A 24,751-nucleotide genomic window follows, 5' to 3' on the forward strand; every position below is an offset into this window, starting at 1 on the left:
CACATGCCTAATCCATTGAATTTTGTTCAGGGATCCAGCCATCGTCCAGCCAAATTTCCTCTAATATCTCTTCAATACGAGCCTTATCTTGCGCAAGTTTGGTGCCTGAAATATTAATTCGCTGGCTAGAGCTAAAAGCAACCCGCGTTATCATGTCTGGATATTGTGGGCTAAGTTTACGAGTAATTTCAGTTTCAAGTGCTTGCAAGATAATATCACTAGGTTTTTGTGGTGCATTTTTATCAAATAAAATCTCAATGCGTAACATAATCGCCTCTACCTAACACTGTATTCATATACAGTATTTTTAGATTGAGAGAGGGATAAAGTCAATATCAGAATGATAATATTTTTTAAAAGACCAAAGGATTGTTATCCTTAAGAGGTAATTATCTATTTTTATCTATGAAAAACAAATGATTATATTAGCTTCTTACCCCAAGAGAAAGTGAAAATCAGTTGCCGAGTAATAGATAATAGGTATGCTAACAGGGTTTGTTTGTAAAATAATGGATTTTAGTTTAATGCTGACCGTCACGAGATTAACAGAGAAAGATTCGATAGAAATAGAAAAGGTCAATGGCCTCTACGATTTGTCATTCCCAGCTTATGAAAAAAGAAGTTATCAAGGACGACAAAGTATACTTAAACATAAAGATTATTATTTGTACTCTTTTTCTGATGAAGGTGTTTTTATTGGTTTTGTAGGAAGTTGGAAAATTGGTGATTATTTTTATATTGAACACCTTGCTATATCGCCTAATTTACGGGGAAAGGGATACGGTCAAAAAGTGCTAAGCGGCTTCTGTGAACAAGTGAGTCGGGTTATTCTGGAAATCGACCCTGTTATCGATGAAATTAGTGAGAAAAGGCTGCGTTTTTACCACCATTGCGGCTTTAAGCAAAATGAATATCAACATGCCCATCCAAGTTATCATCCTGAATATGCACCGCATCAATTGGCAATTTTAAGTTATCCAACAAAGATAAACCCGCAAACCTATCAGCAATTTAATGAAAAATTGACAAATGTAGTGATGCACGCTTCTTTGTTATAAGGTTTTAAATTAAACATTATGTTTGCTCAGTGGTAGAAGGTGTTCATCGGTAAAAATAGATCAATTCAGGATCGCCTTCGTCAAGGTTCTCTATTATTCCACTCGAAATAAACTGAGCATTCGCGAGTAATCTTTGCATGGAAACATTTGATTGATTGGTTGAGGTGAATAGTTTTGGAGTCACACAAGTTAATTTAAGCTGTTCTATTAACTGTGAGCCTATGCCTTGTCGCCGAAATTCGCTATCAACCATCAACATTTCAATAAATCCACATCCAAAAAAGCGGTAATGTAAAACGCCATAGGCAATAATTTGGCTCTGGCGTTCGATGAGATAGCAATTCTTCTCATTAACCCATTGCTGAATATTTTGGGCTCGTTCAGCAGTCGCTACGCTATCAATGTGTTTCAGTGCTTCGATATCTTGTGGTGTGGCGAGTCGAAAATAATCCAATCATTGTTCCTTTTTAATAATTATCATGCCGCTGTCTTTGTGCTATTAGCGTGTAACTGATTCAGACGGCGTGAAAATAAGCCTCATTAACGTTAGAAAAAACTTGCCGAGATATTGATACATAACCCTAAGATTGCCATGTTAAAAATAAAAGAAATAACGGACTGTAGCAATACCGCACGACGCATAGGAGTTGAGGCAACTTCAACATCCGCTGTTTGTGACGCGACGGCAATAGTAAAAGAGAAATACATAAAATCGGAATAACTCGGCTCAAGCAATTTATCAGGAAACCGCAACCATGGCTGTTGTTTATCTGAATTACTGTAATACAAATGTGCATAGTGCATGGTAAAGCCGGTAGGAAGCAGTAACCACGAAGAAATCAGTGTTGAAGCCGTTAGTGCATAAGAAACAAATTTATCATCTTGCGAAAAATCGCCATGGCCCCCTAACGCAAAAAATAACACCAATAAACTGACACAACAGCCCGCGACGAGAAAAAATATAACCATACGCGCACTTTCATCCTCAACTCTGGTTATTTTGCGTATATCTTTGACTTTATGATTAATAATTCGAGCAAAGAGAAAAAGTAAATAGATCCAAGCAAAGGCGTTCCAACTTAGGATCAAACACATCATAGTGCCTTGATATGGCAACAGAGCGAAAAAGGTAGTCAATGCAACAAGCAAAGAGATAATAAAGCGAGGCCGTGAACGAAATGCATGACGGAGAATATGTGTAATATGAGCAGGGTAACGTAACATCGACTAAACCTTCAACAGAATAGAAAAATAATATTCACTATATCAAATAGTTGTATATTTGTTCTAAGTAAATTGCACTATGATGGAAACCTTTGCACGATAGGTGCGTTGTCGCGGCGCAGTTTTTGCGATATTTCGTTATTAAGTGAGGTATGATTAAGATACTATCGAACATAATAAATCAGTGTAATTACTATACCTGAGGCTCTAATTTTGCTATTTTTTGCCAGCGAAAAGGGGATTTGTTCTTTTTTTATTGAGAAACACCAGAGATAACTTTTACTGAGCCTGAGATAATATATGAAAACATCTCTGTTATCACAGAAAATGCCATTCGTTGCCATAATAGGCTGGCTGTTGCTTTATTATGTGACAGGTGAGATTTCAGAAATTCTCACGCCACCTAACGCTGAAATTTCCGTTGTCTGGTTTCCTGCCGGAGTAGCAACGACGGCATTTCTATGTATGCATAAACGCCAATGGCCAATATTGTTATTTGGCTTCATTGTGTTAAATCTTTTTTTAGATGGCTTTGATAGTGAAGCTATTCTAATTTCAGTTCTTTACTCTATTTTAGGGGTACTTTCCTGCATTATTATTGCTTGGATTGTACGCAAATATGCCCATCAAGATGATGATTTGCATATTATCTTATTATGGCTATTTACCATCATCATCGTCAGTTTGTTAGATGCGGTATTGTTTTCGGTCAGCATGTATTGGTTGGATCATACTTCGATTAAAAATATCTTTTGGGATGGATTTATTGCTGATATTACGGGGAATATATTTGCTACAACAGTGATGATGGGGTTAATAAATACCCGATTTAAAACGATAACTAATTTGCGGATGCATTTAATTTGGGGCGTCATCGTTCTTGGCTTACTGATTATGAGTACTATCTTGATATTTAATGATAGTGCAATACAACTGTATAACGCCTATTTCCACCATCAACGTAATCTTATTCGGCTATCTTTGCTGTGTATCCCTGTTTTATTTGCCGTTATTTTATCCTTGCTCTGGGGGAACCGTGGGGGGTCATTAGCATTATTAGTGCTTGCCACTATCACTATCTATTATACCAGTAATCGACAAGGGCCTTTTTATCTTCACGGCTTGTTTCGTCATGAGTCTCTTTGGCTTATTCAAGGTTATTTGACAGTAATATCGCTATTAATGGTATTTTTGCGCGTTGTGACGCGTAGCACTCAACGGATCGATGAAAATCAAGGCATCTATACTCGACAGCATCTTGTTTATCAATTGAATTTAAACGATGGAACGATTGAATGGGGAAACTCAAATAACGGTATTCCTGATACAGATATTACTGCATGTTCCAATATTAAGCAGCTTATCGAGGCCATTCATCCTGAGGATCAGGAAAAACTTAATCAGCATTGGTATTCACAGCAGCATCATGCTGTTCTTCCCACAATACTATTTCGTTTTGCGGATAGCGATGGCCACTGGTGGACGATAGAAGATCGTGGCAGTGTATTTTTTGGTAGCAGCGATCCCATGATGGTTGTTGGTAATTGGTTTATTTCAAGTGAAGTTTCTTGAAATTGAGGTCATAACAAGGGATAGGTGATGCTACAAATTGCATTATTACTCTTTGGTGCGGAGTTCATCAGAGGAAAAGCTCATTACCTTTGGGGTATAGGGAGCCTTTGGTGTTTGATGGGTATTTTTATTTTTATTGATGGCCTTGATGGGAATGCTTTCTTCCCGATACATCTCTTTGGTTTGTTATTATTACTAGAAAGTTTGGTGACATTAAGTGTCGCTTCGAGTGGGGTTGGTACCCAAAAAGCAATACTCTTTTTTAAAGGTTGCCTATTTCTGTTTTGCGCACTGGTTATATTAATCAATCAAAAATTTAGTAATGTACTGCTATCAGCAATGTTTGGCTTTGCTTACTTTTTTACTGGTTTATTTGTGGTCGTGTCTGCATGGGTTGTTCGTTTCCCCGGATGGCAATTGGTCATGATATGGGGAGGAATTGAAATATTTTTTGCATTCTTTCTGTTTACGCATCATCAAGCCACTATCTCCTTTTTTCTCGGATTTTTAATGATAGGAAGTGGTTTAGGTTGTTTGCGAATTGCATTGCGCGCACGTTATATTCGGCGGGGAACAGCAATATTTGAGCTTATGCGTCCGAGGCCTATGTCATTTAAAAAGACAGGCGCTACCGCAACGAATACGACGGCTTCAACGGCAGATACTTTGAAGCAAAAAATAGATCCTAACTCAGTTTTAACGGTCCATATATGGACACCGGAAGGCTCTGCTAATCAGCGTCCTGTGCCACGCCCAATTATTAATCGCTATATTGCCGCAGTTGATGCCGATGGCGTTATTTCAACAGGGCATGCCGCATTAGAACTTTATCCCTATATCTATATTAGTTTATATCCAGCGGAAGATATTGACCGTTCTCCTTCAGAGTTTTTTAGAATATTGAAGGCAACGGCTGCTAATAATGTGCCGGGGCGTTTTTTACCCGATTATCAAACAGAAGCTTCAGAATGGTGTGATTCAGATAGGAGGATCACTTTCGAGGTTTATAACCCAGCATCATTGATAACTTTTTGGGAAAAATATCGGCAGCACCCAGTTTATAATCTGACATATCAAAATTGCTCTAGCAGCGTTGCGTATGCGTTAGAGGCTGCATTGGATGGGGTTTTATCTATCCAGAAAAGAAGCAGTTTTTTGGGAGTATTAAGTGTACTTTGTATGCCTGAATTATGGATAGCCGCTCAGATACGGCGTCGCGCACGGATGATGGCCTGGACTCCAGGATTGATGATGGATTATGCACGAGCATTACGCGCTATCGTCCATCCAGCGCCTATACCGTGGTACAAGCGCATACCATGGCGGCGCACGTCATAGCATTATGATGAATCAATAATCTATTTTGTTTAACAAGGGAGCGATGAGCTTCCAAAATGAGTCAAAGAGGTCTTTATGCTGAAAGTATACGCAATCTTAATGGTGTCTATATTAGCTGAAACAGCAGCGACAACCATGATGAAAGCGTCTGATGGATTTACCCGCTTGGTGCCGAGTATTATTGTTATCGTAGGTTATGCCGTCTCTTTTTATGGCTTATCGCAGGTCGTAAAAAGTATGAATATTGGCATCGCATATGCGATATGGGCAGGAGTTGGGATATTCCTTGTTTCGGTATTATCGTTCTTTGTTTACAAACAGAAACTCGATCTCCCAGCATTAATTGGACTAGGGTTCATTGCATTGGGCATTATTATTATCCAACTGTTTTCAAAATCGGTTATTCATTAAGCCAGTCTGGTCAAGAGCAGTATGCGGAGGCACTGTATCTTTACGTTAAGAGACTACGATTAAACGACTGATAATAATAAAAAATAAATTTTTCTATAAAATTTGAGCTGGCAGGGTTGAAAAGTGATGAGTCGTCCCTATGTATATTTATGGGTGATAGGTACATCCACTTAATCTCATTAATACTGAAGGAGGAATTATGGCTAACATTAAACCTTTTTCATTATTTCCAACAATTTCTGATAGCTTACTATCTAATCGGTTTGATCAGATAGACCGTTTATTCAGCCAACTCACCGGAAGCAGGCCTATTGCATCACCGGTTCAGACCTATGATCTGAAACAGATTGATGATAGCCATTATGAGCTTACGGTTAGTGTTCCTGGATACCAAGAAAGCGATTTAACTGTTTCATTAAAAGGTGGTCGATTATTGGTAGAAGGGAAACGAGAAGAAAAATCTCAGGAAGATAACGAGAAGTGGCTTCACCGTGGAATATCCTACGGTCAGTTTACGTTGCAGTTTGACCTAGGTAAAAATGTAAGGATAGAAAAAGCGGATCTATCAAGAGGGCTTTTAACGGTGGCCATTGAGTATGAATTGCCGGAAGAAGAGAAACCGCAACTGATAGCAATAGAAAATAAAGATAAAAATTAAGTAATTGATATAGAGTTAGGTTATTAGGCTACACATAAGGTGTAGCCTCAATCTGCAACCCTACCAGCTGGTAGGGTTTTTTGCATTTTATTGTTGCAACTATTTACTCATATTCACTCATTGATAATTAAAAAGTATTGATGATGAAAAGAATATTTTTAGTTGCGTCTCTATTTCTATTGGCGGGAAAAGATACAGCCAGACTTTGAAGACTCCAAAAGCAAACTTTTACCCCTGTTTTACCCCGCTTAAAATTTAGATACAAAAAAACCAACCATAACAGGTTGGTTTTCTTAGGGAATTCTGGTCGGCATGAGAGGATTTGAACCTCCGACCCCCGACACCCCATGACGGTGCGCTACCAAGCTGCGCTACATGCCGAACTGCGATTAATACTACTCATTTTCCCCATGAAAGCAAGACATTGATTGCACGACTGATTGATTTTTAAACGTTAATTTTCATTAAAACGCTTAAGCTCTGTGAAAATCTTCAATAACTGTGCAAGATCAGGTTTTTGGTCTTTAACTTCTCGACCTTGCAGGTCATAGATACTAAATTGACCGTTATGATCCATATACAGGGTCGCACTATTGGTCGTGATCACTACATCATTGTCATCGCCGGTAATAACCCACGGGTATTTACGTTCTGGGCTAAATAAATCTTCCCCTTGGCTATAATCCTCAGGCGAGTTAGACACATGCAGTAACCGTTGCATAATCGTCGTCAATACGTCTTGGTGGCTTGTCAGCTTATCAATTTGTTGACTCGGTGTATTAGGCCAATAGATAAGCAGTGGAACCTGCATTTTTTCCCGCTCAAAACGTTTATTACTAAACCAGTTTGTTGTGTCAGATTGTTCAGCATTATTATAATTCGCTGTAATAATAACAATCGTATTTTTCAAGCGACCATCACGTATCAGTGACTCTATTACTTGATTGATTTGTTGATCCGTCTGGTTACTTCCCGGTTTACCTTTAATATTTAAGAAGGAGAACCAAGGCGATTCATTTTTTAAACCTTTTAACCAGGAATCCCACTGAGAAATTGTTTGTGCATCACTATCAGCCGCTTTTGCAGGCAATGAATAATCGGCCAAGATAGCTTGACGGAAAAGCGGGGAATTAAAGCCATCGGTAGAGAATAGGCCGAATTGATACCCTTGTTTCTGCAATGCTTGGATAAGCACAGAGGCATACCGCTCATTAAGAATATTATCAAAATAGCTGGATGAGATACCATAAAATAGGCCAAAGAGAGCAGTATCGTTACGTAAACCCGTCGTATAGTGGTTGGTGAATTCGGTACTCATCTCTTTAAATGATTTCAGCGATGACATGCTATTTTGCTGTGTTTTATTGCCTAAATCATCAACAACAACTAACAGCAAGTTATAACCCATACCTTGGTCATAGTAGCTGAGCGGTTTTAATGGATACTGGATTTTTAGTGCAGTAGGGCTACCTTGTTGGAAAACACGATTTTGATGTTCTGATAAGTCCAGCAGACCGTATTTATCAAGCAGTTTCCTTGCCGTCATAGGTTGTGACAGCGGGTAATTATAACGCTGCATGGTAATGGGGCGATAGAAATTAGCATCAGACCATGCATACATTAGGTGCGACATAATAAAGGTCGCAATAAATATCCCCGCAAGTGGCTTACCAAAAGTTTGCCTGTTCAAACTGCGTAACTTTTGCCAACTCCACGTTGCAAATAGCATTTGAACGAGAAAGATAATTGGGATGGTGATAAACATGAGTTGCCACTCGCGAGCCATTTCACCTTTGTCAGGGTTGATGACAAGATCCCAAACTTGTGGCGTTAGGTGTAGGCCAAATTGGCTAAATACCCGAATATCAAAGAGTAATAATGTGGTGCCAACGGTGGCAAGGGCAACACAAATCAGCCTCAGCAGCCGCTGAGACATCACAATAAAGGTCAGAGGAAAGACAATGAGCAAGTAGCAAGCAAAAACGACAAAGCTAAAATGGCCAATCCAACTGACGAAGGCAAAAATACGCCCAGCTAGCGTATCAGGCCAATCGAAAATAAACAGATAGCTACTGCTTAGCCCAAGGCTAAGCAGTATATTGAAAAGTGCAAACCAGTGCCCCCAACTTATCATTTGGGAGACTTTGTCACGGTAGCGCTGCTGGGTCACCATACTGTTTATTTCATTAGTCTATTTAGTGAGATTGATCTTCTTTAACAGAAGACAACAAAGCGTTGGCGAAAGAGTCTGCAATCATTTTACGTTGAGTTGGCGCAACAGACGTATTAAGCAGATTGGTCACCATATTGCCTAACACCATAAGTGAAAGATCTACAGGAGTATGGTTTTTTTCTAACACGCTGACAAGTTCAGCAAGCAAAGTTTCAACTTTTTCATCACTATAGCGAGATGACTGTGGCATAAATTTCGACATCCTAAATTAGTTAAAGCTCACCTATGATAGCGTATAGCGGGATGTTTTTCTTCATTCTTCGCAAGAAATTTATATTCAAGTGAGAATAATGCTTATTAAGATAATTTGAATGAGTATTAGTTCAATTTTGCTAAGAACCTATCCCAATAGGATTTTATTCCAGACAATGATGGCACAGGCAAGATGCAGCATTGCCTCATAATTCTCGACCTTCTTCTCCCAACGAGTCAGGACACGACGGTAGCGATTCATCCAACTGTGTGTTCTCTCTACAACCCAGCGGTGGGCCTTAAAATCCGTGTTTTTGATGGCTTCTGATTCATCCTTCCGTGACTGGATATGAGGTTCATAGCGACGACTTTTCAGATACGCTCCCAACCATTCCGCTTCATACCCTTTGTCCATGCACAACCGGAGCCTCTTGCCCGGTCTGCCCGTCTGGAGGGCATCGAGCGTATCCGCAACCAGCTTTATGTCGTGCGTATTTGCTCCAGCGACAACCAGTGCAAGCGGAAGCCCGTTCCCGTCAGTCATCAGACTGCGCTTTACGCCCCGTTTCCCTCGGTCTGTTGGGTTCTTGCCTGTTTTTTTGAGCCTGCCAGCGGTGATTTGGTCATACAACCATCCATCGACAGCCACGACCAGTCAATAGCGTCCAACTGTTCGCAAGCAAGCAACCCGTTTTGCCAGAAGCGTTCAAATACGCCAGCATCCCGCCACTCCTGAAATCGGCGATGAGCAGAGCTTGACGAGCATATACCGGTGGCATTTAGCGCATTCCACTGGCAACCCGTCCTGAGTACGAAGAAAATGGCGTTCATTGCAGCGCGATTATCAACCCGCTTGCGGTGCGTACCCAGCGGGTGTTGAGTTCTATGCTCCGGGATGAGAGGAGCCATTTTCTCCCAGAGTTCATCACTGATTTGCCACTTATTACCTACCATACGTTGCCCTCATAAATTATCATTATGTATTATCTGACAATTCCTTTTGGGATAGGTTCTAAGTAAAAATAGGTAGAGATGACGGTTTCAGTTGCAGATAAATAGCATCGGTGTTTGAATACGCGCGACAATATTTCTGCTTGAACAAGGAGCCTACAATGAGTCTGGAAATTACCCAGATAGCTTTACATCAGTTGATCAAACGCGATGAACAAACACTCGAAGTGATGTTACGTGATTCTCTGTTGTCAACCGATAACGTTGTGCAAGACATGATGGCAGAATTACACCGAGTATACAGTGCGAAGAGCAAAGCGTTTGGCGAGTTTAACGAAGAGAGTGAGCTGGCGGACGCATTGAAATTATTGCGCAAAGGTGAAGAGGAGTTTCTCGGTTTTAGCCGTGCAATGACCGTGCGCTTAAAAGATGAATTGGCAAAATATCCCTTTGCTGAAGGGGGCGTGGTGCTCTTTTGTCAATATCGCTACCTCGCGGTTGAATATTTATTAATCGCGGTATTAAGCAGCTGTGACAGTATGTTTGTGACAGATAACCTCGATTTATCGACGACACATTATCTGGATATCCCTCATGCAGATATTGTAGCGCGTATTGATTTAACTGAGTGGGAAACGAACCCAGAGTCAACCCGTTACTTGACCTTTTTAAAAGGGAGAGTAGGGCGCAAAGTCTCTGACTTTTTTATGGACTTTTTAGCGGCGTCAGAAGGTCTAAATGCAAAAGCTCAAAATAAAGGCTTAGTACAAGCGCTAGATGATTTTTGTGATAATGCTCAGATGGATAAAAATACGCGTCAAGCGTATCGTCAGCAAGTCCATAATTATTGTACTGAACAGTTGCAATCAGGGGAAGAAATTGAATTACAAGCGCTATCGAATGAGCTGCCGGTAGTTGAGGAACAAAGCTTCAGTGATTTTGCTCGCCAAAATGATTATCAATTAGAAGATAGCTTTCCCGCAGATAGAGGTACGTTAAAGCAACTGACCAAGTTTTCTGGTAGTGGTGGTGGAATAACGATCAGTTTTGATGCATTACTGATGGGAGAGCGTATTTTTTGGGATCCAGTCACAGATACATTAACGATTCGAGGCACTCCGCCAAATTTGCGGGATCAACTGCAACGTCGTAGTGGCAAATAAGGTAACCACTAAAAATAAATAACGCCGCAATTGCGGCGTTATTTACTCGGCGTCCCGATAAATTCTAAAGCTCGGCTTGTGGCTTTAATTAAACGCGCAGGAAGTCAATGTGCGTCACTTTTGGCTTGAATGGGTGACGTTGAATTGCCTGAACTTTGACTTTAGTTTCTTTACCATCGATAACCAGGCTCAGAACTTCATAAAATTCTGCTTTGCCTTCTTGGTTAATTACTTCATCATGGTTAAGAGTAACAGAGATAGCTTCTTGGTTGCCACCGTAAACGATAGCTGGAAGCTGGTTTGCTCTGCGCAGGCGGCGGCTCGCACCCTTACCCTGCTCTTTACGTGCAATTGCATTAATAGTTAACATTACTATTTCTCTATACAAGAAAAAAATAAAATCCTGCTACAGGCGACCCAGCAGCAGGTTCGAGATTTGGCTTGTTGATGTGTAATTCGCTGACGCGAAACATCCAAGCGGGCGGCATTTTAACGGAAAACCGTCTTTACAGCAATCATAATCTAATCAATATCAGGAGTAGAGTTGGTCGGCAACTCGAAAACGCCCTTGATAATCAAATATTTTTTGGCGGATCTCCCAATAACTTTCCTTCTTACGAGCCACTATAAATTGAGGATAACGTAATAAAGCCTGCTGAGAGATAATGTCATTAGCCGAAGACCAATGAAAAGGAACGCCTGGCGCACGGAAATGTTCCCGCAAGAAATGGTATTCAAAAGCACGGCGTTGCGCCTGCGTATGCAAACGAAAGCGCTCCGAAACGGAGGTGCCATCTTCATCATAGTACGTGATTTTTAGCCATTCACCTTTGTTATCAGCACCATTGGTTAGTGCCATGCCGCCGCAACGTAAGATCAACGCATCTTTTAATTTCAAAGCCGCTTTTAGCATATCGTCAGGATCAGATAATACCCCATCGCATTTTTGGCAGCGGCGAGCGGCAATATCGTTTTCTGCACCACAATGAGGACATTGTTTAAAACGAAAACGGTACTCACATTGCTGCTTTTGACCTAATTCATTCTCTTCCCAGCCTTGGCAGCGGCGACCATAATGCTCGATAATTTGCCCATCTTCGGTGCATTTTCCCCAAAAAGTATTAGCAAACTGACAAAGAGGGCAGAATACCTGAACGGGAACACTGTTGGTGTTAGGCTTAGTTGAACCTACCTCAGGGCGAAAGAGGTCGTGAGGATTCCCTGCATAGTCTAAGATCAGGCACTCGGTTTTTCCCGGTGAAAGGCGCAAGCCTCGGCCTACAATTTGCTGGTATAAGCTGACAGATTCTGTTGGGCGTAGAATGGCAATAACATCGACATGCGGGGCATCAAACCCTGTTGTCAGAACAGAAACGTTGACTAAAAAATGCAGCTTTTTCTGCTTAAACTGTTGAATAATAGCCTCTCGCTCTATCGCGGGCGTCTCGGCGGTAACTAAGGCGGCGGTCTGTTCAGGTAAATAGCCGAAAATTTCTTTTGCGTGTTCAACGGTAGCGGCAAAGATCATACAACCTTGCCGCGGTAAGGCGTATTCAACAATTTGAGCGACAATTTTAGGTGTAATACGTTTTTGTTTCTTAATAGAAAGGTTTAATTCTTGTTCATTAAAAATGCCGGCGGAACTGAGAGAAACTTGGCTAAAGTCATACTGTAATACTGGCATATCAAGGCGTTCGGGGGTGACTAAGAAATGATTTTTAATCATGTAATGCAAAGGTAACTCATAAATGCATTCATGAAAAAAACAGTTCTCATCGCCTCTTATCATGCCGTGATAATGATATTGATAGATCCATCCTGAACCGAGTCGATAGGGAGTGGCGGTTAAACCTAGGATCTTCAATGCAGGGTTGTACTGGCTAAGGTTATTGATAATTTGTTGATATTGGCTTTTCTCATTCGCGCTAATACGATGACATTCATCAATGATGATTAAGGAGAAATTATCATTAAAACTGTCTAAGTTTCGCGCAACGGATTGTACGCTGCCAAAGACGACTTTGCTTTGGGATTGTTTGCGATTTAAGCCAGCAGCGAAAATATCAGCCTCAAGGCCATAAGCGATATATTTTGCATGGTTTTGTTCTACTAATTCTTTGACGTGAGCAAGAACCAATACTCTTCCTCGAGCTAAGCGAGCAAGTTCGGCAATGACCAAGCTTTTTCCTGCTCCCGTTGGTAGCACAATCACGGCAGGTTGCGTGTGTTGGCGAAAATAACGAACGGTCGCATCGACAGCTTCTTGTTGATAGGGACGAAGGACAAAAGGCATATTATTCAGTATTAATTAAAAATAGTGAGTCGCTTAATGTAAAATTTAGGTTAACACAATGGGTTGAGCTAAAAACACGCGTTAATTTTGAGACGCTATCACTTGTAGTTAGTTATTGATATAATAAAAGATGTGAGCACAATCACAATAACCTTTCAATTTTATTTCTAACAACTTAGTTGTCTTTAGGCACTAAGTTACTATTCCATCAAATTAAGAGTGTTTATGCGACTGGATAAGTTTTTGTCCCAGCAATTAGGGATTAGCCGGAGCCTAGTGGCGCGAGAGCTGCGTGCCGGAAAAGTCACTGTAGATGATGAAATTGTCAAATCAGGTGCGGTACAAGTCAGCCCTGAACAAGTTGTCGCTTATGAAGGCAGTGTTTTAGTTCATGTTACAGGCCCGCGTTATTTTATGTTGCATAAGCCTCAAGGCTATGTTTGCTCAACAGACGATCCTGCACATCCCACCATTCTCTATTTTATTGATGAGCCGCTGGCAGACAAATTGCACTCAGCAGGGCGCCTTGATATTGATACCACAGGGTTAGTATTGCTAACCGATGATGGTCAGTGGTCACATCGCATAACCTCTCCCAAGCACCACTGTGAAAAAACGTATCGAGTTGAGTTAGAAAACGACATTGCTGACGATGTTGCAAAACGCTTTGCCGAAGGCGTCATGCTAAATGGCGAAAAATATCCAACCAAGCCAGCTCAGTTGGAGGTCATCTCTCCAAAAGAAGTGCTATTGACCATCAGCGAAGGGCGCTATCACCAAGTAAAAAGAATGTTTGCAGCAGTAGGAAATCATGTTTGTGGGCTACACCGCGAGCGTATTGGTGATATTTGGCTCGATGATGATCTTGCTCCCGGCGAGTATCGTGAGTTAACCGAAGACGAAATCAACAGCGTTATCGTTCCGCGCTAACGATAAATTATTAATAAAAATAAATAAAATCGTTTCTGGTGTGCGACATATCTTTAAGGTGTGTCGTATCAGGCGAGAGCGAGATAGGAGTTTAAAGAGTGCAACAGCAAAAATCATCCTACATAGGGTTGATATTAATATTAGGCTTATTATCAATGCTTATGCCTTTAGCCATTGATATGTATTTACCTAGCTTTTTAGTGATGGGTGAGTACTTCAATGTCGATGAAGGGCGTATCCAGATGACGCTTAATAGCTATATTTTTGGCTTTGCAATTGGGCAGCTATTTTATGGTCCAATGGCCGATAGTCTGGGTCGTAAGCCTGTGATTTTAGGCGGCGTCATCGTATTTGCCATCGCCTCAGCAGCATGTGCGCTTTCTGAATCAATCGAATCACTCATCTTGTTTCGCTTCCTACATGGTTTTGCTGCGGCGGCGGCTAGTGTTGTGATCAACGCATTAATGAGGGATATGTTTACGCGTGATGAGTTTTCACGCAGTATGTCATTTGTTGTTTTAGTGATGACAATAGCTCCACTATTGGCACCGATTTTAGGTGGCAAGGTGATGTTATGGTTCTCATGGCATGCCATTTTTTGGAGTATTTCGATAGCGGCCGTGATTGCGGTTATTTTAGTGAGTTTATTTATACGTGAAACGTTACCTGTTGAGAAACGGCAACCCTTTCATTTAGGTAATACATTAAGGCAGTTTGCAACCCTTTTTCGTGCCAAACAAGTGCTGTTTTATATTTTAGCGAGTTCATTTTCATTTGCGGGAATGTTTTCATTTTTGAATGCTAGCCCGTTTGTTTATATTGAACTGAATGGCGTGGCGCCAGAAAATTTTGGTTACTTTTTTGGTATTAATATTATTTTCTTATTCATTATGACCACATTTAATGGTCGTTATGTTAGGCGCTTTGGGGCAGAGCGCATGCTCTACCTAGGGATCATTGTCCAATTCACCATGGGAATTTGGTTACTGGCGACCACGGCAATGGATGTTGGCTTCTGGGCTTTGGTGCTTGGTGTGGCGATTTATGTCAGTGGGATTGCCATGATAACTTCAAATGCAATGGCGGTAATTTTAGATAATTATCCACATATTGCAGGTACGGTTTCTTCATTAGCGGGAACAATCCGTTTTTCCATTGGGGCTTTGATAGGAACTTTACTATCGATGATCCCTGCTAAGTCAGCATGGCCGATGGTTGGCTCTATGGTTGCGTGCGTGGCTTGCTCAATGCTATTTGTTTTATTGGCGAAACGCGCCAAAAAATAAATTAATCCAATAAGACTGGCTGTTTCATGGATGAAACAGTGGTTTCCTTCGTACTTATTTCATTTCGTGACCATCTCTTTTTATATAGTGTTAAGCAAAAATTAATTACTCGGTAAAACCGAATTTTTTGCCAGTAAAATTGGAAAGTATGAATAAAAATGATCTAAATCAATAATCATTTGATAGCGATTTGTTAAATTTGTGTATTAAACTCAGGTAATTGCAGTTAAGTCATAAGTTGGTGGAGTTAGTGAGTTTTCTTCAAAATTACTCAGCTTATTATTAATGCCCGTTTAATAATGTAAAAAAAATGACTAATAGTTAGTCTCTGTGTTGAGTTTTAAGATCAAAAAAAATTTAAAATTTAACATTCATAGTAAAAAAATGTGCATGCAAGGATTTATGTCACAAAAATTTAACGACACGAGTAATATTTAATGTTATATTTAGGTATGTATATTTAACAAACCCGTTACTTTTGGGCTTTGTCGCGAATTCGGTTTGAACGAAGTTTGATATCGTTTACTGACCTCTAAACATTTATTTAGAGGAGGGAGAGTCAAAGCTTAAGGCTCGTAGGTATCTCGCCATAAAGGCAGCCTCAGCGAAGCGTTGATTAAGTAAATAGCCTTCGTTCAACGAACACTATGATGGTTTAGGTAGCAATAGGAATTTGTTGTGGAAAAATCAGGTCTTTCGGTTGTGCACAGGCTGCCGCAAAGTTACCGCTGGTTATCTGGGAAAATAGGCACGGACGTTGAAGTCGTACCTACAGATGACTTCGATAGCGATAAACTTGTGGGGCTGAAATTACTCAGCCATGACTGTGCTACAGATTGCATTGCAATGAAGCAGTTGTCAGAATCATTGTCTGAATTGCAAATTGAAAGTGCGATTTTAGAATGGCAAAAAGAAATTTGCCTCTTCATTCATGCTAGTGATGAACTTGCCGCCATGTGCCGCTTAAAGGCGGCTGGTGTTGCTATCGCGGAGCTTGAGTCAGGTTTTTATTCATCCTAACATCGCTATTGAACGCAATAAAAAAGCTTCCAGTTTTTAACTTGGAAGCTTTTTTATTGGCAAGGAATTTAAAAAGGTATTATCGGTTATGAACCATTAATGATGCGGCGACCAGCGTAGTACCGTTTGCTCCAATACTCATTAGTCATTTCTGATACGATAACACCACTGCTGGTAGAGGCGTGAACAAACTTATTGTCACCAATATAGATACCAACATGCTTCATGCGGCGACCGGTTTTAAAGAGAACCAAGTCACCTGCTTTTAAATTGTTACGGTTAACACTCTTACCGGAAGACTCTTGCTCTGAGGTCGTACGTGGTAAGGCAACACCAAATTGTTCAATAAAGGTACGTTGCACAAAGCTTGAACAATCAATACCACTTTTTGTTGTACCGCCAAGACGATATCTCACACCTTTCCAATTTGCATATTGATTCATGATCTTCGATTTGGTATCGACGCTTTGAACGAGTTGTTCGAACTCATCTTGAGAAGCCATTGCTAACGAATCGGAAGAACCATTTAACATACGTGGTTCAGAATGAGTGGTACGTTGAGCATTTCTTGAAGAATCAGGGGCAGTACAAGCTGACAGTGTCGCGGCAATTGCTATTGCTGGTATGATGCGCAAAATGTTGCGCTTAAATTTTTCAGATGTTGCCATTATTGTTAATATCCCTTGCCATTTCTTATTGTGTTTTTTTCCACACAACAAACGTAAACTTATCCCTGTGAAAAGCGCATTTTACAAAATGCGACACTGGCTTTTCACAGAAAGCGTTTAATACAGAACAACTAAAACTTGTATATGAGCAAAACGACGATTTGCTGCGTTGGCGACACGTTTGTTATGTCAACATAACAACAAACTGTTAAACACTCACCGTTAGAGTTTGGCAGTTGCATACTTATTTCGCCAAACATAGAGAGCATACATAAACGAAAGCAAAATGGCGAGTTAATAAGGTAATAATTTACAAAACATTATATTAAGCATGGATGTGTATCATCTTTTGTACATTTAGAGTTAAAAAAGTGTGTGTGTTATCGTTAGGTACTCAAATAATCGAGTAAAAATAACGATCTAGATCACGCTTTGAGTGAAACAACATTTGCTTAATAGCATAACAGCGTCTACAGGCTTTTTTGAATTGTAAAGAAGTTTAAATTTTTCTAAATTGAATAATCTAATACGATGGTGAAGCATACGATATTGCGCCGCAAGATCAAAGCAACGCAATATCGTTTTGCCACTAGTTTATTTGCATATTAGCCAGTTTGACGTGATATTCTCTTAGCATTCGCTGTTCAAAATCGGTAAATCGACGAGTGAGTGTGGCTCGAGCGATTGTAGATGAAAAGTAGTCGACGGGAATTAAGGTCGCACAACCTAGATTATCAATGATAAAAAATTGGCCGTGGGGTTTATAGCCTAATTGATAAACAATATTGTAAGGCTTTAATGCCATTGTCACTATTGCATCTTTAAAAACAGTCTTTTTAAAAATATCATAGGCAATTCTCATATTTTTTTGATGTTTTAAAAAAGCATTTTTATTTTTTAAATAATAATCCAGCGTATTGGATACATTTCCCGCTTTATCTTTTATTAACTGAAATACGTAGCCTGTACCTAACGTGGTTTTTTGAATGCCATAATAATGGGCAATCGCATCTGATGATGATTTATTTCGGTAAATTCGTTTGTAATACTTAATTTCACGTATTGTTTCTCGATCATCTCTATTTGAATGATGAACTTTGACACATAAATCATCACGCTCGGGATGCTGATAACATGCACGTTGCCGACCACTTGCAATCAAGAGGGATGGCGTCAATTCGATGGTTTTTGAAAGTAATGTTTTCATAGTGAATTAGGTTATAAGTCTATTAGTGATCATAACGATTATTGTTAAGGCTTCTATTTCTAAAAATATCCGTACTATTTTTAATAGATTAAACCTAATGGGAGTTGCAATATGTGTGATCGTCTCAAATTTGTGATCAACTTAACTAATTATGTGTTATTTCTTAGAGTTTGAGAAAAATAAAAAACTACGACTGTAAGTTAAATATTGTTTCATTCATTCAAATTAAGATTCGGTTATTCAGTAATAAAAAGTAAAAAATTATTACAGATATAAATAATTCATCGCAGATGACGATAACCTAATTTTAAGCGGATGACTTTTATGAAACTTACAGCAAATAAAATTTCTTTGACAGCGCTATTAGCAATAGCCATTTTTAGCTTTTTTCCTTTTGGTAGTGTTCAAGCAAAAGAAAAAAACTATGTTGGCGGTGGAACGATTACCTTTATCGGTGCAATTGTTATGCCTCCATGTCAAATTGGTGCAATTGATGGGCATATTGAAACCACATGTTGGTCTAGCAATAAAGGTAAACCAGAAATAACAAAAACGTCTTTAAAAAAATTGAGAGTAGGCATCCATGAATTGCCTAATAGTCAAGGCACTCAAAGCTTTAAATGGATAAATAAAGAACAGACGTTGGGTGTGTATACACTGACATATAACTGAATAAAAAAACTTAAGCGGTTTATTAGGTAGGAAGTTAGTTTAATTTGTTTAAGAAAAAGAAAGCCCTATGGGCTAATGCCCATAGGTGATATATCTAATTAATCGCAGCGGCCCATATAGCGGCGTTCAGGAATATGAATACGAATTTTTTCACCACTCGTGAGGTATTCAGGGACTTGAACCGTTAGGCCTGTTGCCATTGTTGCAGGTTTTGTTCGCGCACTGGCTGAAGCACCTTTAATTGCAGGTGTTGTTTCTACAATAACCATATCAACGGTTTGTGGAAGTTCGAGCGCCAATACTTGCCCATCCATCGTGAGCACCTGCATGCCAGGCAATCCCTCTTCAGGGATAAATAACAGCTCCTCTTCAATGTCTGCACGTTTAAAGAGATAAGGCGTATAGTCTTCATTATCCATGAAAACATATTCATCACCGTCGATATAAGAGAAGCTAACAGCGCGACGAGTTAAAGAGATGGTTTCTAAAATATCATCACCTTTAAAGCGTTCTTCGACTTTTTGACCAGTCTTAATATCAGTAAAGCGCATTTTATATAAAGTACTGGCGCCACGAGCGCTTGGTGCCTGAATATCGATATCTTTAACCAAGAGCAGCTTGCCGTTGTAACTCACCGCAAACCCGCGTTTGATCTCATTGGCTTTTGCCATAAATAACCTTCTTTATTATCGTCAGAAAAGAGTGCGACAAAATTACTCGCAGATAGGCGATTAGGCAAGATAGGAAACGTACTTTTCAATAAAAAAAATCTCCCCAACGGTGATGTTGGGGAGGGTATCATCAGTAAACAGGCAGTAAACCAGATAAGGAGAGTATGTGTGCTACGGCATTAATGACACCAAACAAGATAACAAATAGGATGATACCAATGCCGCCAGGCGCCCTATAACTGTTATTCGGGAAACGCTTACGACTTGCTCTTGCCATCAGCGCGGGCACAATCACTGCCCAAATAGTGGCAGCGAGGCCTGCAAAGCCAATGGCATAAATAAAGCCATTAGGAAAAGCTAGGGCAAATACAGCCGGTGGCAGGAAAGTGATTAAGGCAGATTTTAAACGGCCTTGTTTGCTATCGTTGAATCTAAAGAAGTCAGCAATAAAGTCAAACAGCCCCAAAGATACACCTAAGAATGAACTTGCCAGTGCCATATACGAGAACAAATTCAAAAACTTCGAAATAAAATCGCTGTTGGTAGACAAATTCATTTGCTTAAGCAGTGCACCAATATTATTGCCGTCCTCACGAATTTGGATAAAGGCAGAGCGTGGAATATTCCCTTGGACCGCATACTGCCACAAGATATAAATGGCAACGGTGATAATCGCACCATAGACAAGGCTACGAACCACAGAACGGCTATCTTTATTATAGTATTTTACAAGCCCAGGAACGTTACCGTGATAGCCGAACGATGTCAGCAAATAGGGCAGTGCAGCGAGGGCATAAGGTAAATAATGTGTATTGCCTTGATCGACTTGGTTAAACAGAATCGAAGGTGAGGCTGTGGTGACCATACCGCCAACTGACATAATAAAGGTGATAACCATACCACCAATTAAAATGGTACTTAAACGGTCGACGGCACGCGTAGATAACCAAACAACAAAGGCAACCAGAAGTGCGAAGAACAATCCAGAAACGGCTTGTGGAACGTCCATTTTTATATAGGAAGATAAATTTTCCGAGATAATCGAGCTACCCGCGGAAATATAAGCATACGTTAAAATATAAAGGACAAAAGTAATGGATAGCCCATTAATTGAGTTCCATACAGGCCCAAGTAAATCTTTAACCATGGTATGAAAACTTGCGCCAGCAGGGTAATTCATATTGGCTTCTAAAATCATTAATCCTGAAAGCAGCATACAAAAAAAGGTATACAGCAAAAGTAGGATAGAGCCTGTAAACCAGACACCGGAGGTCACCATGGGGATTGAAAACATACCAGCGCCAACGGCTGTACCCGCGATGATCATCGCCCCACCTAAGATGGAGGGCTGCTTATTTGTTTTTACTGCATCAACAGACATGGAAACTCCCGATTAATGTTTCTTTGTACTAGCTTAATGATACAGTTGAGACATGTTGATGTAAACAATAATTAAAGCACAAATAGGTAAAATTAAGAGTAGTAATAATAGGTTGGGTGATTATTGTACAAATAGCCTTGAGCTATTTGTACCTGAGTAAAGCGATTAAGCGGGGTGATGATAAAATTGTTGGTTTAGCCAGAGGTCAATGGCATTACGGCTAGCCTCAAAATGGGGTTCTGGGAGTTCATTCGGGGATACCCACATCAAGCTTTCGCACTTATCTTTTTCCATGATTTGCGGCTCGATATCGCCATTATATTCAACATGCATACAGATAGAGACAGTATGTTTACCTTCTTGGTGATAGGTGTTTATATTGTTACTAATACCAAAAACCGTTGGGGCGGTAATATCAATACCAATTTCTTCTTTTATTTCACGAATAGCACAGGTTTCGAATGATTCCCCAGCATCGACATGCCCCCCAAATATTGACCAGTATGGTGCGTGCTTGCTGCTGCGTTTGCCCATTAAAATTTGGCCTTGTGAATTCGTGATAATTACGCCAACACCAACGACAACGCCATCAACAGTAGACATCAACTTCTCCTTTCTTTTTTTATTCTATTCGGTGCGATTCTGCCAGTTTATAGCAGAAAAACAATCAGGAAAAACTACAAATATCACTGAAGCCATTGTGTTTTAATGGTATAACTATGGCTGCATACACATGACGATAATGATAAGGGAGATTCGAGGTTATGACTCGCCGGGTTGCTACAATTACATTAAATCCTGCCTATGATCTTGTTGGGCTATGTCCATCAATCGAAGTCGGTGAAGTCAACTTAGTGAAGACGGCTAGCCTCAATGCAGGAGGCAAAGGCGTTAATGTCGCGAAAGTTTTACGAGATCTTGGTATTGATATCACAGTTAGCGGCTTCATGGGGAAAGATAACCAAGAAGAATTCCAACACTTCTTTAGTGATAATGGTATGGCAAACCGCTTTTATATGGTGTCAGGACGCACAAGGATCAACGTAAAGCTGACAGAAGATAATGGTGAATCGACAGATTTCAACTTTTCTGGCTTTGAAGTCAGTAAAGAAGATTGGAACCGTTTCTCAACGGAGTCACTCAATTGGTTAGGCCATTTTGATATGGTGGTGGTGAGTGGTAGCCTACCAAATGGGATTGATCCCGAAGAATTCACTCGTTGGATGAGCCGCTTGCGTCAATTATGTCCATGTATCATTTTCGACAGTAGCCGTGAAGCATTAAAAGCAGGATTAAAAGCCTCGCCTTGGTTAGTAAAACCCAATCGCCATGAATTAGAAATGTGGGTGGGTCGCAAGTTACCTGAATTGAAAGATGTCATTGCGGCAGCACATGAATTACGCGATAAAGGCATTTCTCATGTGGTTATCTCGCTTGGTGAAGAAGGGGCATTATGGGTGAATGCTTCAGGCTCTTGGTTAGCTAAACCGCCTCGTTGTGAAGTGATCAGCACGGTGGGGGCTGGTGATTCAATGGTTGCAGGCCTCGCTTATGGCTTACTGAATGGTGAATCTAGCGCACACACATTGCGTATGGCCACGGCTATTTCAGCGTTATCCGTATCACAGCCTGATGTTGGCTTAAAAAATCGTAATAAGCTTGCCGATATGATGGCAAAAATTGAGATGGAATCACTGTAAAACGATAAAGGCGGCGGAGGTTAACTCGCCGCCTTTATGCTTTATAGATAGTGACTGGTTATTTTTGCTGTGACTTTAGCCAAGCAATTTCTTGGGGCCAAATATCTGGATTAATGGTTTCAAGGATCAGAGGGATACCATCGAAACGAGGGTCTTTCATTATGTAACTAAAAGGTGTGTAGCCTATATTACCTTCCCCTAAGCTATGGTGACGGTCGACTCGGCTGGCAAACTCACTTTTGGCATCATTTAAGTGCATACCTTTGAGGTACTCAAAACCAACAATGTCAGAAAACTGTTTGAAAGTCTCTTCACAAGCCTCCTCTGTTCGCAAATCATAGCCTGCTGCAAAGGCGTGGCAAGTATCAATACAAACACCTACTCGGCTTTTATCATCCACATCTTCAATGATTTTTGCTAAATGTTCAAAACGATAGCCTAAGTTTGAACCTTGCCCCGCCGTATTTTCGATGACGGCAATGACGCCTTGAGTTTCATTTAGGGCGATATTGATAGATTCGGCAATACGAGCTAAGCAATCATCTATATCGATTTTTTTCAGGTGGCTGCCAGGGTGAAAATTGAGTAGATCAATACCAAGCTGCTCACAGCGTTGCATTTCGTCAATAAATGCGATGCGTGATTTTTCTAACGCTTCTTGCTCTGGATGACCTAAATTAATTAAGTAACTGTCATGCGGTAAAATTTGGTGCTTACCATAACCGTATTTTGCACAGTTAGCCTTAAATTTTTCAATCACCTCCTCGCTAAGAGGTGGGGCTTTCCACTGGCGCTGATTTTTGGTAAACAGCGCGAATGCCGTAGCGTTAATTTCATGAGCGCGAATAACAGCTTGATCAACGCCTCCAGAAGCGCTGACGTGTGCTCCAACATATTTCATTCTTGACTCCTTCTTTTATGAAGAAGTATGCCATTAATAGGAGAATAAATGAAATCAACAAAAAGGCCGCATTAAATGCGGCCAAATTAAAAAATGAACAAAGAGTTTATAGGATAGTCTGGATAATGGCATTGATGGCGAAACCACCAATGATTAGCCATACAAATAAGATAAGCGCCATCAATAATGGTTTGATCCCCGCCTGACGTATTGCACTAACATGAGTTGTTAAACCGAGGGCAACCATGGCCATCGCCAACAATACGGTATCTAACGTGATAATGTGTTTTACTATTTCTGTCGGTATCAAATTGAACGAGTTGAATGCAGCGACCAGAATAAAGATAACGGCAAACCAAGGGATCGTGATTTTGCTTTTTTGGGCTGTTTGTCCTTTAGCGACCGCAGAGCGGCGGCTCAAATAAGCAGATAAAATAATTAAGAAGGGTGCAAGCATCATCACTCGGATCATTTTGGTGATCACGGAAGCATTCTCTGCGTCAGGGCCGATAGTGTGACCGATAGCGACGACTTGAGCGACTTCATGCACTGTTGAGCCAATATAAATACCAAAGGTGTCTTGGGTCTGTGTGAACCAACCAAAATGTGCATTAAGTTGATAAAGCCATGGATACACAAAAATGGCGATAGTACCAAAAATCACCACCGTTGAAACGGCGACGGCAACTTTACTGGCAGAGGCTTTGACAACAGGCTCTGTCGCCATAACCGCTGCGGCTCCGCAAATACTGCTACCTGCACCGATTAAAAAAGTGGTTTCATCATCGAGTCCAAACACCTTTTTACCTAACCAAAAGGCCAACAAGAAAGTGGATGCGAGGGTAAGTGCATCAATGAGCAACCCTGTGGCACCAACATCAGTAATTTGTTGGAATGTTAGGCGAAAGCCATAAAGTATGATCCCCGCACGTAAAAAATAGTGTTTGGCAAATTTGATCCCCTCATCACAACGATGACTAATAGCAGGGTAGATTGTATTCCCGACGATGATGCCTAATAAAATTGCCAATGTCAGGGCGCCTAAACCGACATCAATAAACCATTGCTGCTCTCCAAGATATATCGAAATTGCGGTTAAAACTCCCGCTAAAATAATACCTGAAATTAGTTTTAGAGCTGGGTGCTGTGCGCTCTGTACTAACGTTTTTGTATTGCTTTTATCCATAACCTTACCTTTAGTTACGACTAATACCCTTCATAA

Annotated in this window: 25 protein-coding genes, 1 tRNA gene and 1 pseudogene; 11 read left to right on the forward strand and 16 right to left on the reverse strand. The window is 40.4% G+C overall.

What is annotated here, in order from left to right; translation table 11 throughout:
• Positions 1–7: 7 nt before the first annotated feature.
• A complete protein-coding gene (locus M1E93_RS08355) occupies positions 8–268 on the reverse strand; it encodes a DinI-like family protein (protein WP_004920922.1) in 261 nt (86 codons plus the stop codon).
• A 214-nt stretch (positions 269–482) separates the two neighbouring features.
• Here M1E93_RS08355 and M1E93_RS08360 point away from each other — a divergent pair, with 214 nt between their 5' ends.
• Positions 483–1,058, forward strand: a complete 576-nt coding sequence (locus M1E93_RS08360; RefSeq protein WP_426207265.1) for a GNAT family N-acetyltransferase — start codon at positions 483–485, stop codon at positions 1,056–1,058.
• Positions 1,059–1,101: 43 nt separating this feature from the next.
• Here M1E93_RS08360 and M1E93_RS08365 read toward each other — a convergent pair whose 3' ends face one another.
• Together M1E93_RS08365 and M1E93_RS08370 are read right to left on the reverse strand one after the other, a co-directional pair.
• A complete protein-coding gene (locus M1E93_RS08365) occupies positions 1,102–1,512 on the reverse strand; it encodes a GNAT family N-acetyltransferase (protein ID WP_004920918.1) in 411 nt (136 codons plus the stop codon).
• A gap of 92 nt (positions 1,513–1,604) precedes the next feature.
• Complete coding sequence (locus M1E93_RS08370; RefSeq protein WP_014656196.1) at positions 1,605–2,282, reverse strand: DUF1345 domain-containing protein; 678 nt, start codon at positions 2,280–2,282, stop codon at positions 1,605–1,607.
• A gap of 300 nt (positions 2,283–2,582) precedes the next feature.
• On the opposite strand from M1E93_RS08370, the gene M1E93_RS08375 reads away from it, so the two are divergent.
• The 4 genes from M1E93_RS08375 (at position 2,583) to M1E93_RS08390 (ending at position 6,261) form a co-directional block, all read left to right on the forward strand.
• Complete coding sequence (locus tag M1E93_RS08375; protein WP_076914095.1) at positions 2,583–3,854, forward strand: MASE1 domain-containing protein; 1,272 nt, start codon at positions 2,583–2,585, stop codon at positions 3,852–3,854.
• Positions 3,855–3,881: 27 nt separating this feature from the next.
• Entirely contained in the window at positions 3,882–5,192 is a 1,311-nt protein-coding gene (locus tag M1E93_RS08380) for an HdeD family acid-resistance protein (protein WP_060561096.1), read from the forward strand.
• Positions 5,193–5,270: 78 nt separating this feature from the next.
• Positions 5,271–5,603 carry a DMT family transporter gene (locus M1E93_RS08385; RefSeq protein ID WP_376738364.1) on the forward strand — a complete coding sequence of 111 codons (333 nt, stop codon included), beginning with the start codon at positions 5,271–5,273 and terminating at the stop codon, positions 5,601–5,603.
• Between the two features lie 199 nt (positions 5,604–5,802).
• Positions 5,803–6,261, forward strand: coding sequence for an Hsp20 family protein (locus M1E93_RS08390; RefSeq protein WP_004920908.1), 459 nt, complete (start codon positions 5,803–5,805; stop codon positions 6,259–6,261).
• Positions 6,262–6,565: 304 nt separating this feature from the next.
• Here the strand turns inward: M1E93_RS08390 and M1E93_RS08395 are convergent.
• The 4 genes and pseudogenes from M1E93_RS08395 to M1E93_RS08410 form a co-directional block, all read right to left on the reverse strand.
• A tRNA-Pro gene (locus M1E93_RS08395) sits at positions 6,566–6,642 on the reverse strand.
• 73 nt (positions 6,643–6,715) lie between these two features.
• Positions 6,716–8,434 (reverse strand): LPS biosynthesis-modulating metalloenzyme YejM, encoded by a 1,719-nt coding sequence (gene yejM, locus M1E93_RS08400; protein ID WP_004920906.1) that lies wholly within the window; start codon positions 8,432–8,434, stop codon positions 6,716–6,718.
• Positions 8,435–8,456: 22 nt separating this feature from the next.
• The gene (locus M1E93_RS08405) at positions 8,457–8,684 is read right to left on the reverse strand and encodes a YejL family protein (protein WP_014656193.1); all 228 of its coding nucleotides are present in this window, start codon (positions 8,682–8,684) and stop codon (positions 8,457–8,459) included.
• Positions 8,685–8,834: 150 nt separating this feature from the next.
• Positions 8,835–9,640 (reverse strand): annotated as a pseudogene (locus M1E93_RS08410) (IS5 family transposase).
• A gap of 158 nt (positions 9,641–9,798) precedes the next feature.
• Here M1E93_RS08410 and yejK point away from each other — a divergent pair.
• Positions 9,799–10,800: a nucleoid-associated protein YejK gene (yejK, locus tag M1E93_RS08415; protein WP_004920902.1), complete on the forward strand. Its 1,002-nt coding sequence runs from the start codon at positions 9,799–9,801 to the stop codon at positions 10,798–10,800.
• Positions 10,801–10,888: 88 nt separating this feature from the next.
• On the opposite strand, the gene rplY is transcribed toward yejK, so the two are convergent.
• Positions 10,889–11,170, reverse strand: a complete 282-nt coding sequence (gene rplY / locus M1E93_RS08420; protein WP_004920900.1) for a 50S ribosomal protein L25 — start codon at positions 11,168–11,170, stop codon at positions 10,889–10,891.
• A gap of 162 nt (positions 11,171–11,332) precedes the next feature.
• Complete coding sequence (locus M1E93_RS08425) at positions 11,333–13,093, reverse strand: DEAD/DEAH box helicase (RefSeq protein WP_004920898.1); 1,761 nt, start codon at positions 13,091–13,093, stop codon at positions 11,333–11,335.
• A 225-nt stretch (positions 13,094–13,318) separates the two neighbouring features.
• On the opposite strand from M1E93_RS08425, the gene rsuA reads away from it, so the two are divergent.
• The 3 genes from rsuA (at position 13,319) to M1E93_RS08440 (ending at position 16,329) form a co-directional block, all read left to right on the forward strand.
• Positions 13,319–14,023: a 16S rRNA pseudouridine(516) synthase RsuA gene (gene rsuA / locus M1E93_RS08430; protein WP_004920895.1), complete on the forward strand. Its 705-nt coding sequence runs from the start codon at positions 13,319–13,321 to the stop codon at positions 14,021–14,023.
• A gap of 98 nt (positions 14,024–14,121) precedes the next feature.
• Positions 14,122–15,309: a Bcr/CflA family multidrug efflux MFS transporter gene (locus tag M1E93_RS08435; protein ID WP_014656192.1), complete on the forward strand. Its 1,188-nt coding sequence runs from the start codon at positions 14,122–14,124 to the stop codon at positions 15,307–15,309.
• A gap of 678 nt (positions 15,310–15,987) precedes the next feature.
• Complete coding sequence (locus M1E93_RS08440; RefSeq protein WP_004920891.1) at positions 15,988–16,329, forward strand: hypothetical protein; 342 nt, start codon at positions 15,988–15,990, stop codon at positions 16,327–16,329.
• Between the two features lie 86 nt (positions 16,330–16,415).
• Here M1E93_RS08440 and mepS read toward each other — a convergent pair whose 3' ends face one another.
• Complete coding sequence (mepS, locus tag M1E93_RS08445; protein WP_004920890.1) at positions 16,416–16,997, reverse strand: bifunctional murein DD-endopeptidase/murein LD-carboxypeptidase; 582 nt, start codon at positions 16,995–16,997, stop codon at positions 16,416–16,418.
• Between the two features lie 589 nt (positions 16,998–17,586).
• Complete coding sequence (locus tag M1E93_RS08450) at positions 17,587–18,204, reverse strand: YrbL family protein (protein WP_004920888.1); 618 nt, start codon at positions 18,202–18,204, stop codon at positions 17,587–17,589.
• A 324-nt stretch (positions 18,205–18,528) separates the two neighbouring features.
• On the opposite strand from M1E93_RS08450, the gene M1E93_RS08455 reads away from it, so the two are divergent.
• Positions 18,529–18,876 carry a hypothetical protein gene (locus M1E93_RS08455; RefSeq protein ID WP_104873554.1) on the forward strand — a complete coding sequence of 116 codons (348 nt, stop codon included), beginning with the start codon at positions 18,529–18,531 and terminating at the stop codon, positions 18,874–18,876.
• Between the two features lie 98 nt (positions 18,877–18,974).
• Here the strand turns inward: M1E93_RS08455 and yeiP are convergent, their stop codons facing one another.
• The 3 genes from yeiP to M1E93_RS08470 form a co-directional block, all read right to left on the reverse strand.
• A complete protein-coding gene (gene yeiP, locus M1E93_RS08460) occupies positions 18,975–19,547 on the reverse strand; it encodes an elongation factor P-like protein YeiP (RefSeq protein ID WP_004920883.1) in 573 nt (190 codons plus the stop codon).
• A 130-nt stretch (positions 19,548–19,677) separates the two neighbouring features.
• On the reverse strand, positions 19,678–20,928 hold the full coding sequence (gene mtr, locus M1E93_RS08465) for a tryptophan permease (RefSeq protein ID WP_104873553.1): 1,251 nt from the start codon (positions 20,926–20,928) through the stop codon (positions 19,678–19,680).
• 165 nt (positions 20,929–21,093) lie between these two features.
• A complete protein-coding gene (locus M1E93_RS08470) occupies positions 21,094–21,531 on the reverse strand; it encodes a nucleotide triphosphate diphosphatase NUDT15 (RefSeq protein ID WP_004920878.1) in 438 nt (145 codons plus the stop codon).
• A gap of 161 nt (positions 21,532–21,692) precedes the next feature.
• On the opposite strand from M1E93_RS08470, the gene fruK reads away from it, so the two are divergent.
• Positions 21,693–22,628, forward strand: a complete 936-nt coding sequence (gene fruK, locus M1E93_RS08475; RefSeq protein WP_004920877.1) for a 1-phosphofructokinase — start codon at positions 21,693–21,695, stop codon at positions 22,626–22,628.
• A 58-nt stretch (positions 22,629–22,686) separates the two neighbouring features.
• Here the strand turns inward: fruK and nfo are convergent, their stop codons facing one another.
• Entirely contained in the window at positions 22,687–23,529 is an 843-nt protein-coding gene (gene nfo / locus M1E93_RS08480) for a deoxyribonuclease IV (RefSeq protein ID WP_004920874.1), read from the reverse strand.
• A gap of 106 nt (positions 23,530–23,635) precedes the next feature.
• Positions 23,636–24,715 carry a YeiH family protein gene (locus tag M1E93_RS08485; protein WP_036940814.1) on the reverse strand — a complete coding sequence of 360 codons (1,080 nt, stop codon included), beginning with the start codon at positions 24,713–24,715 and terminating at the stop codon, positions 23,636–23,638.
• Positions 24,716–24,751 lie beyond the last annotated feature (36 nt).

The sequence above is a fragment of the Providencia sp. PROV272 genome (assembly GCF_049901975.1).
In the GTDB taxonomy this organism is placed as follows: Bacteria; Pseudomonadota; Gammaproteobacteria; order Enterobacterales; family Enterobacteriaceae; genus Providencia; species Providencia stuartii.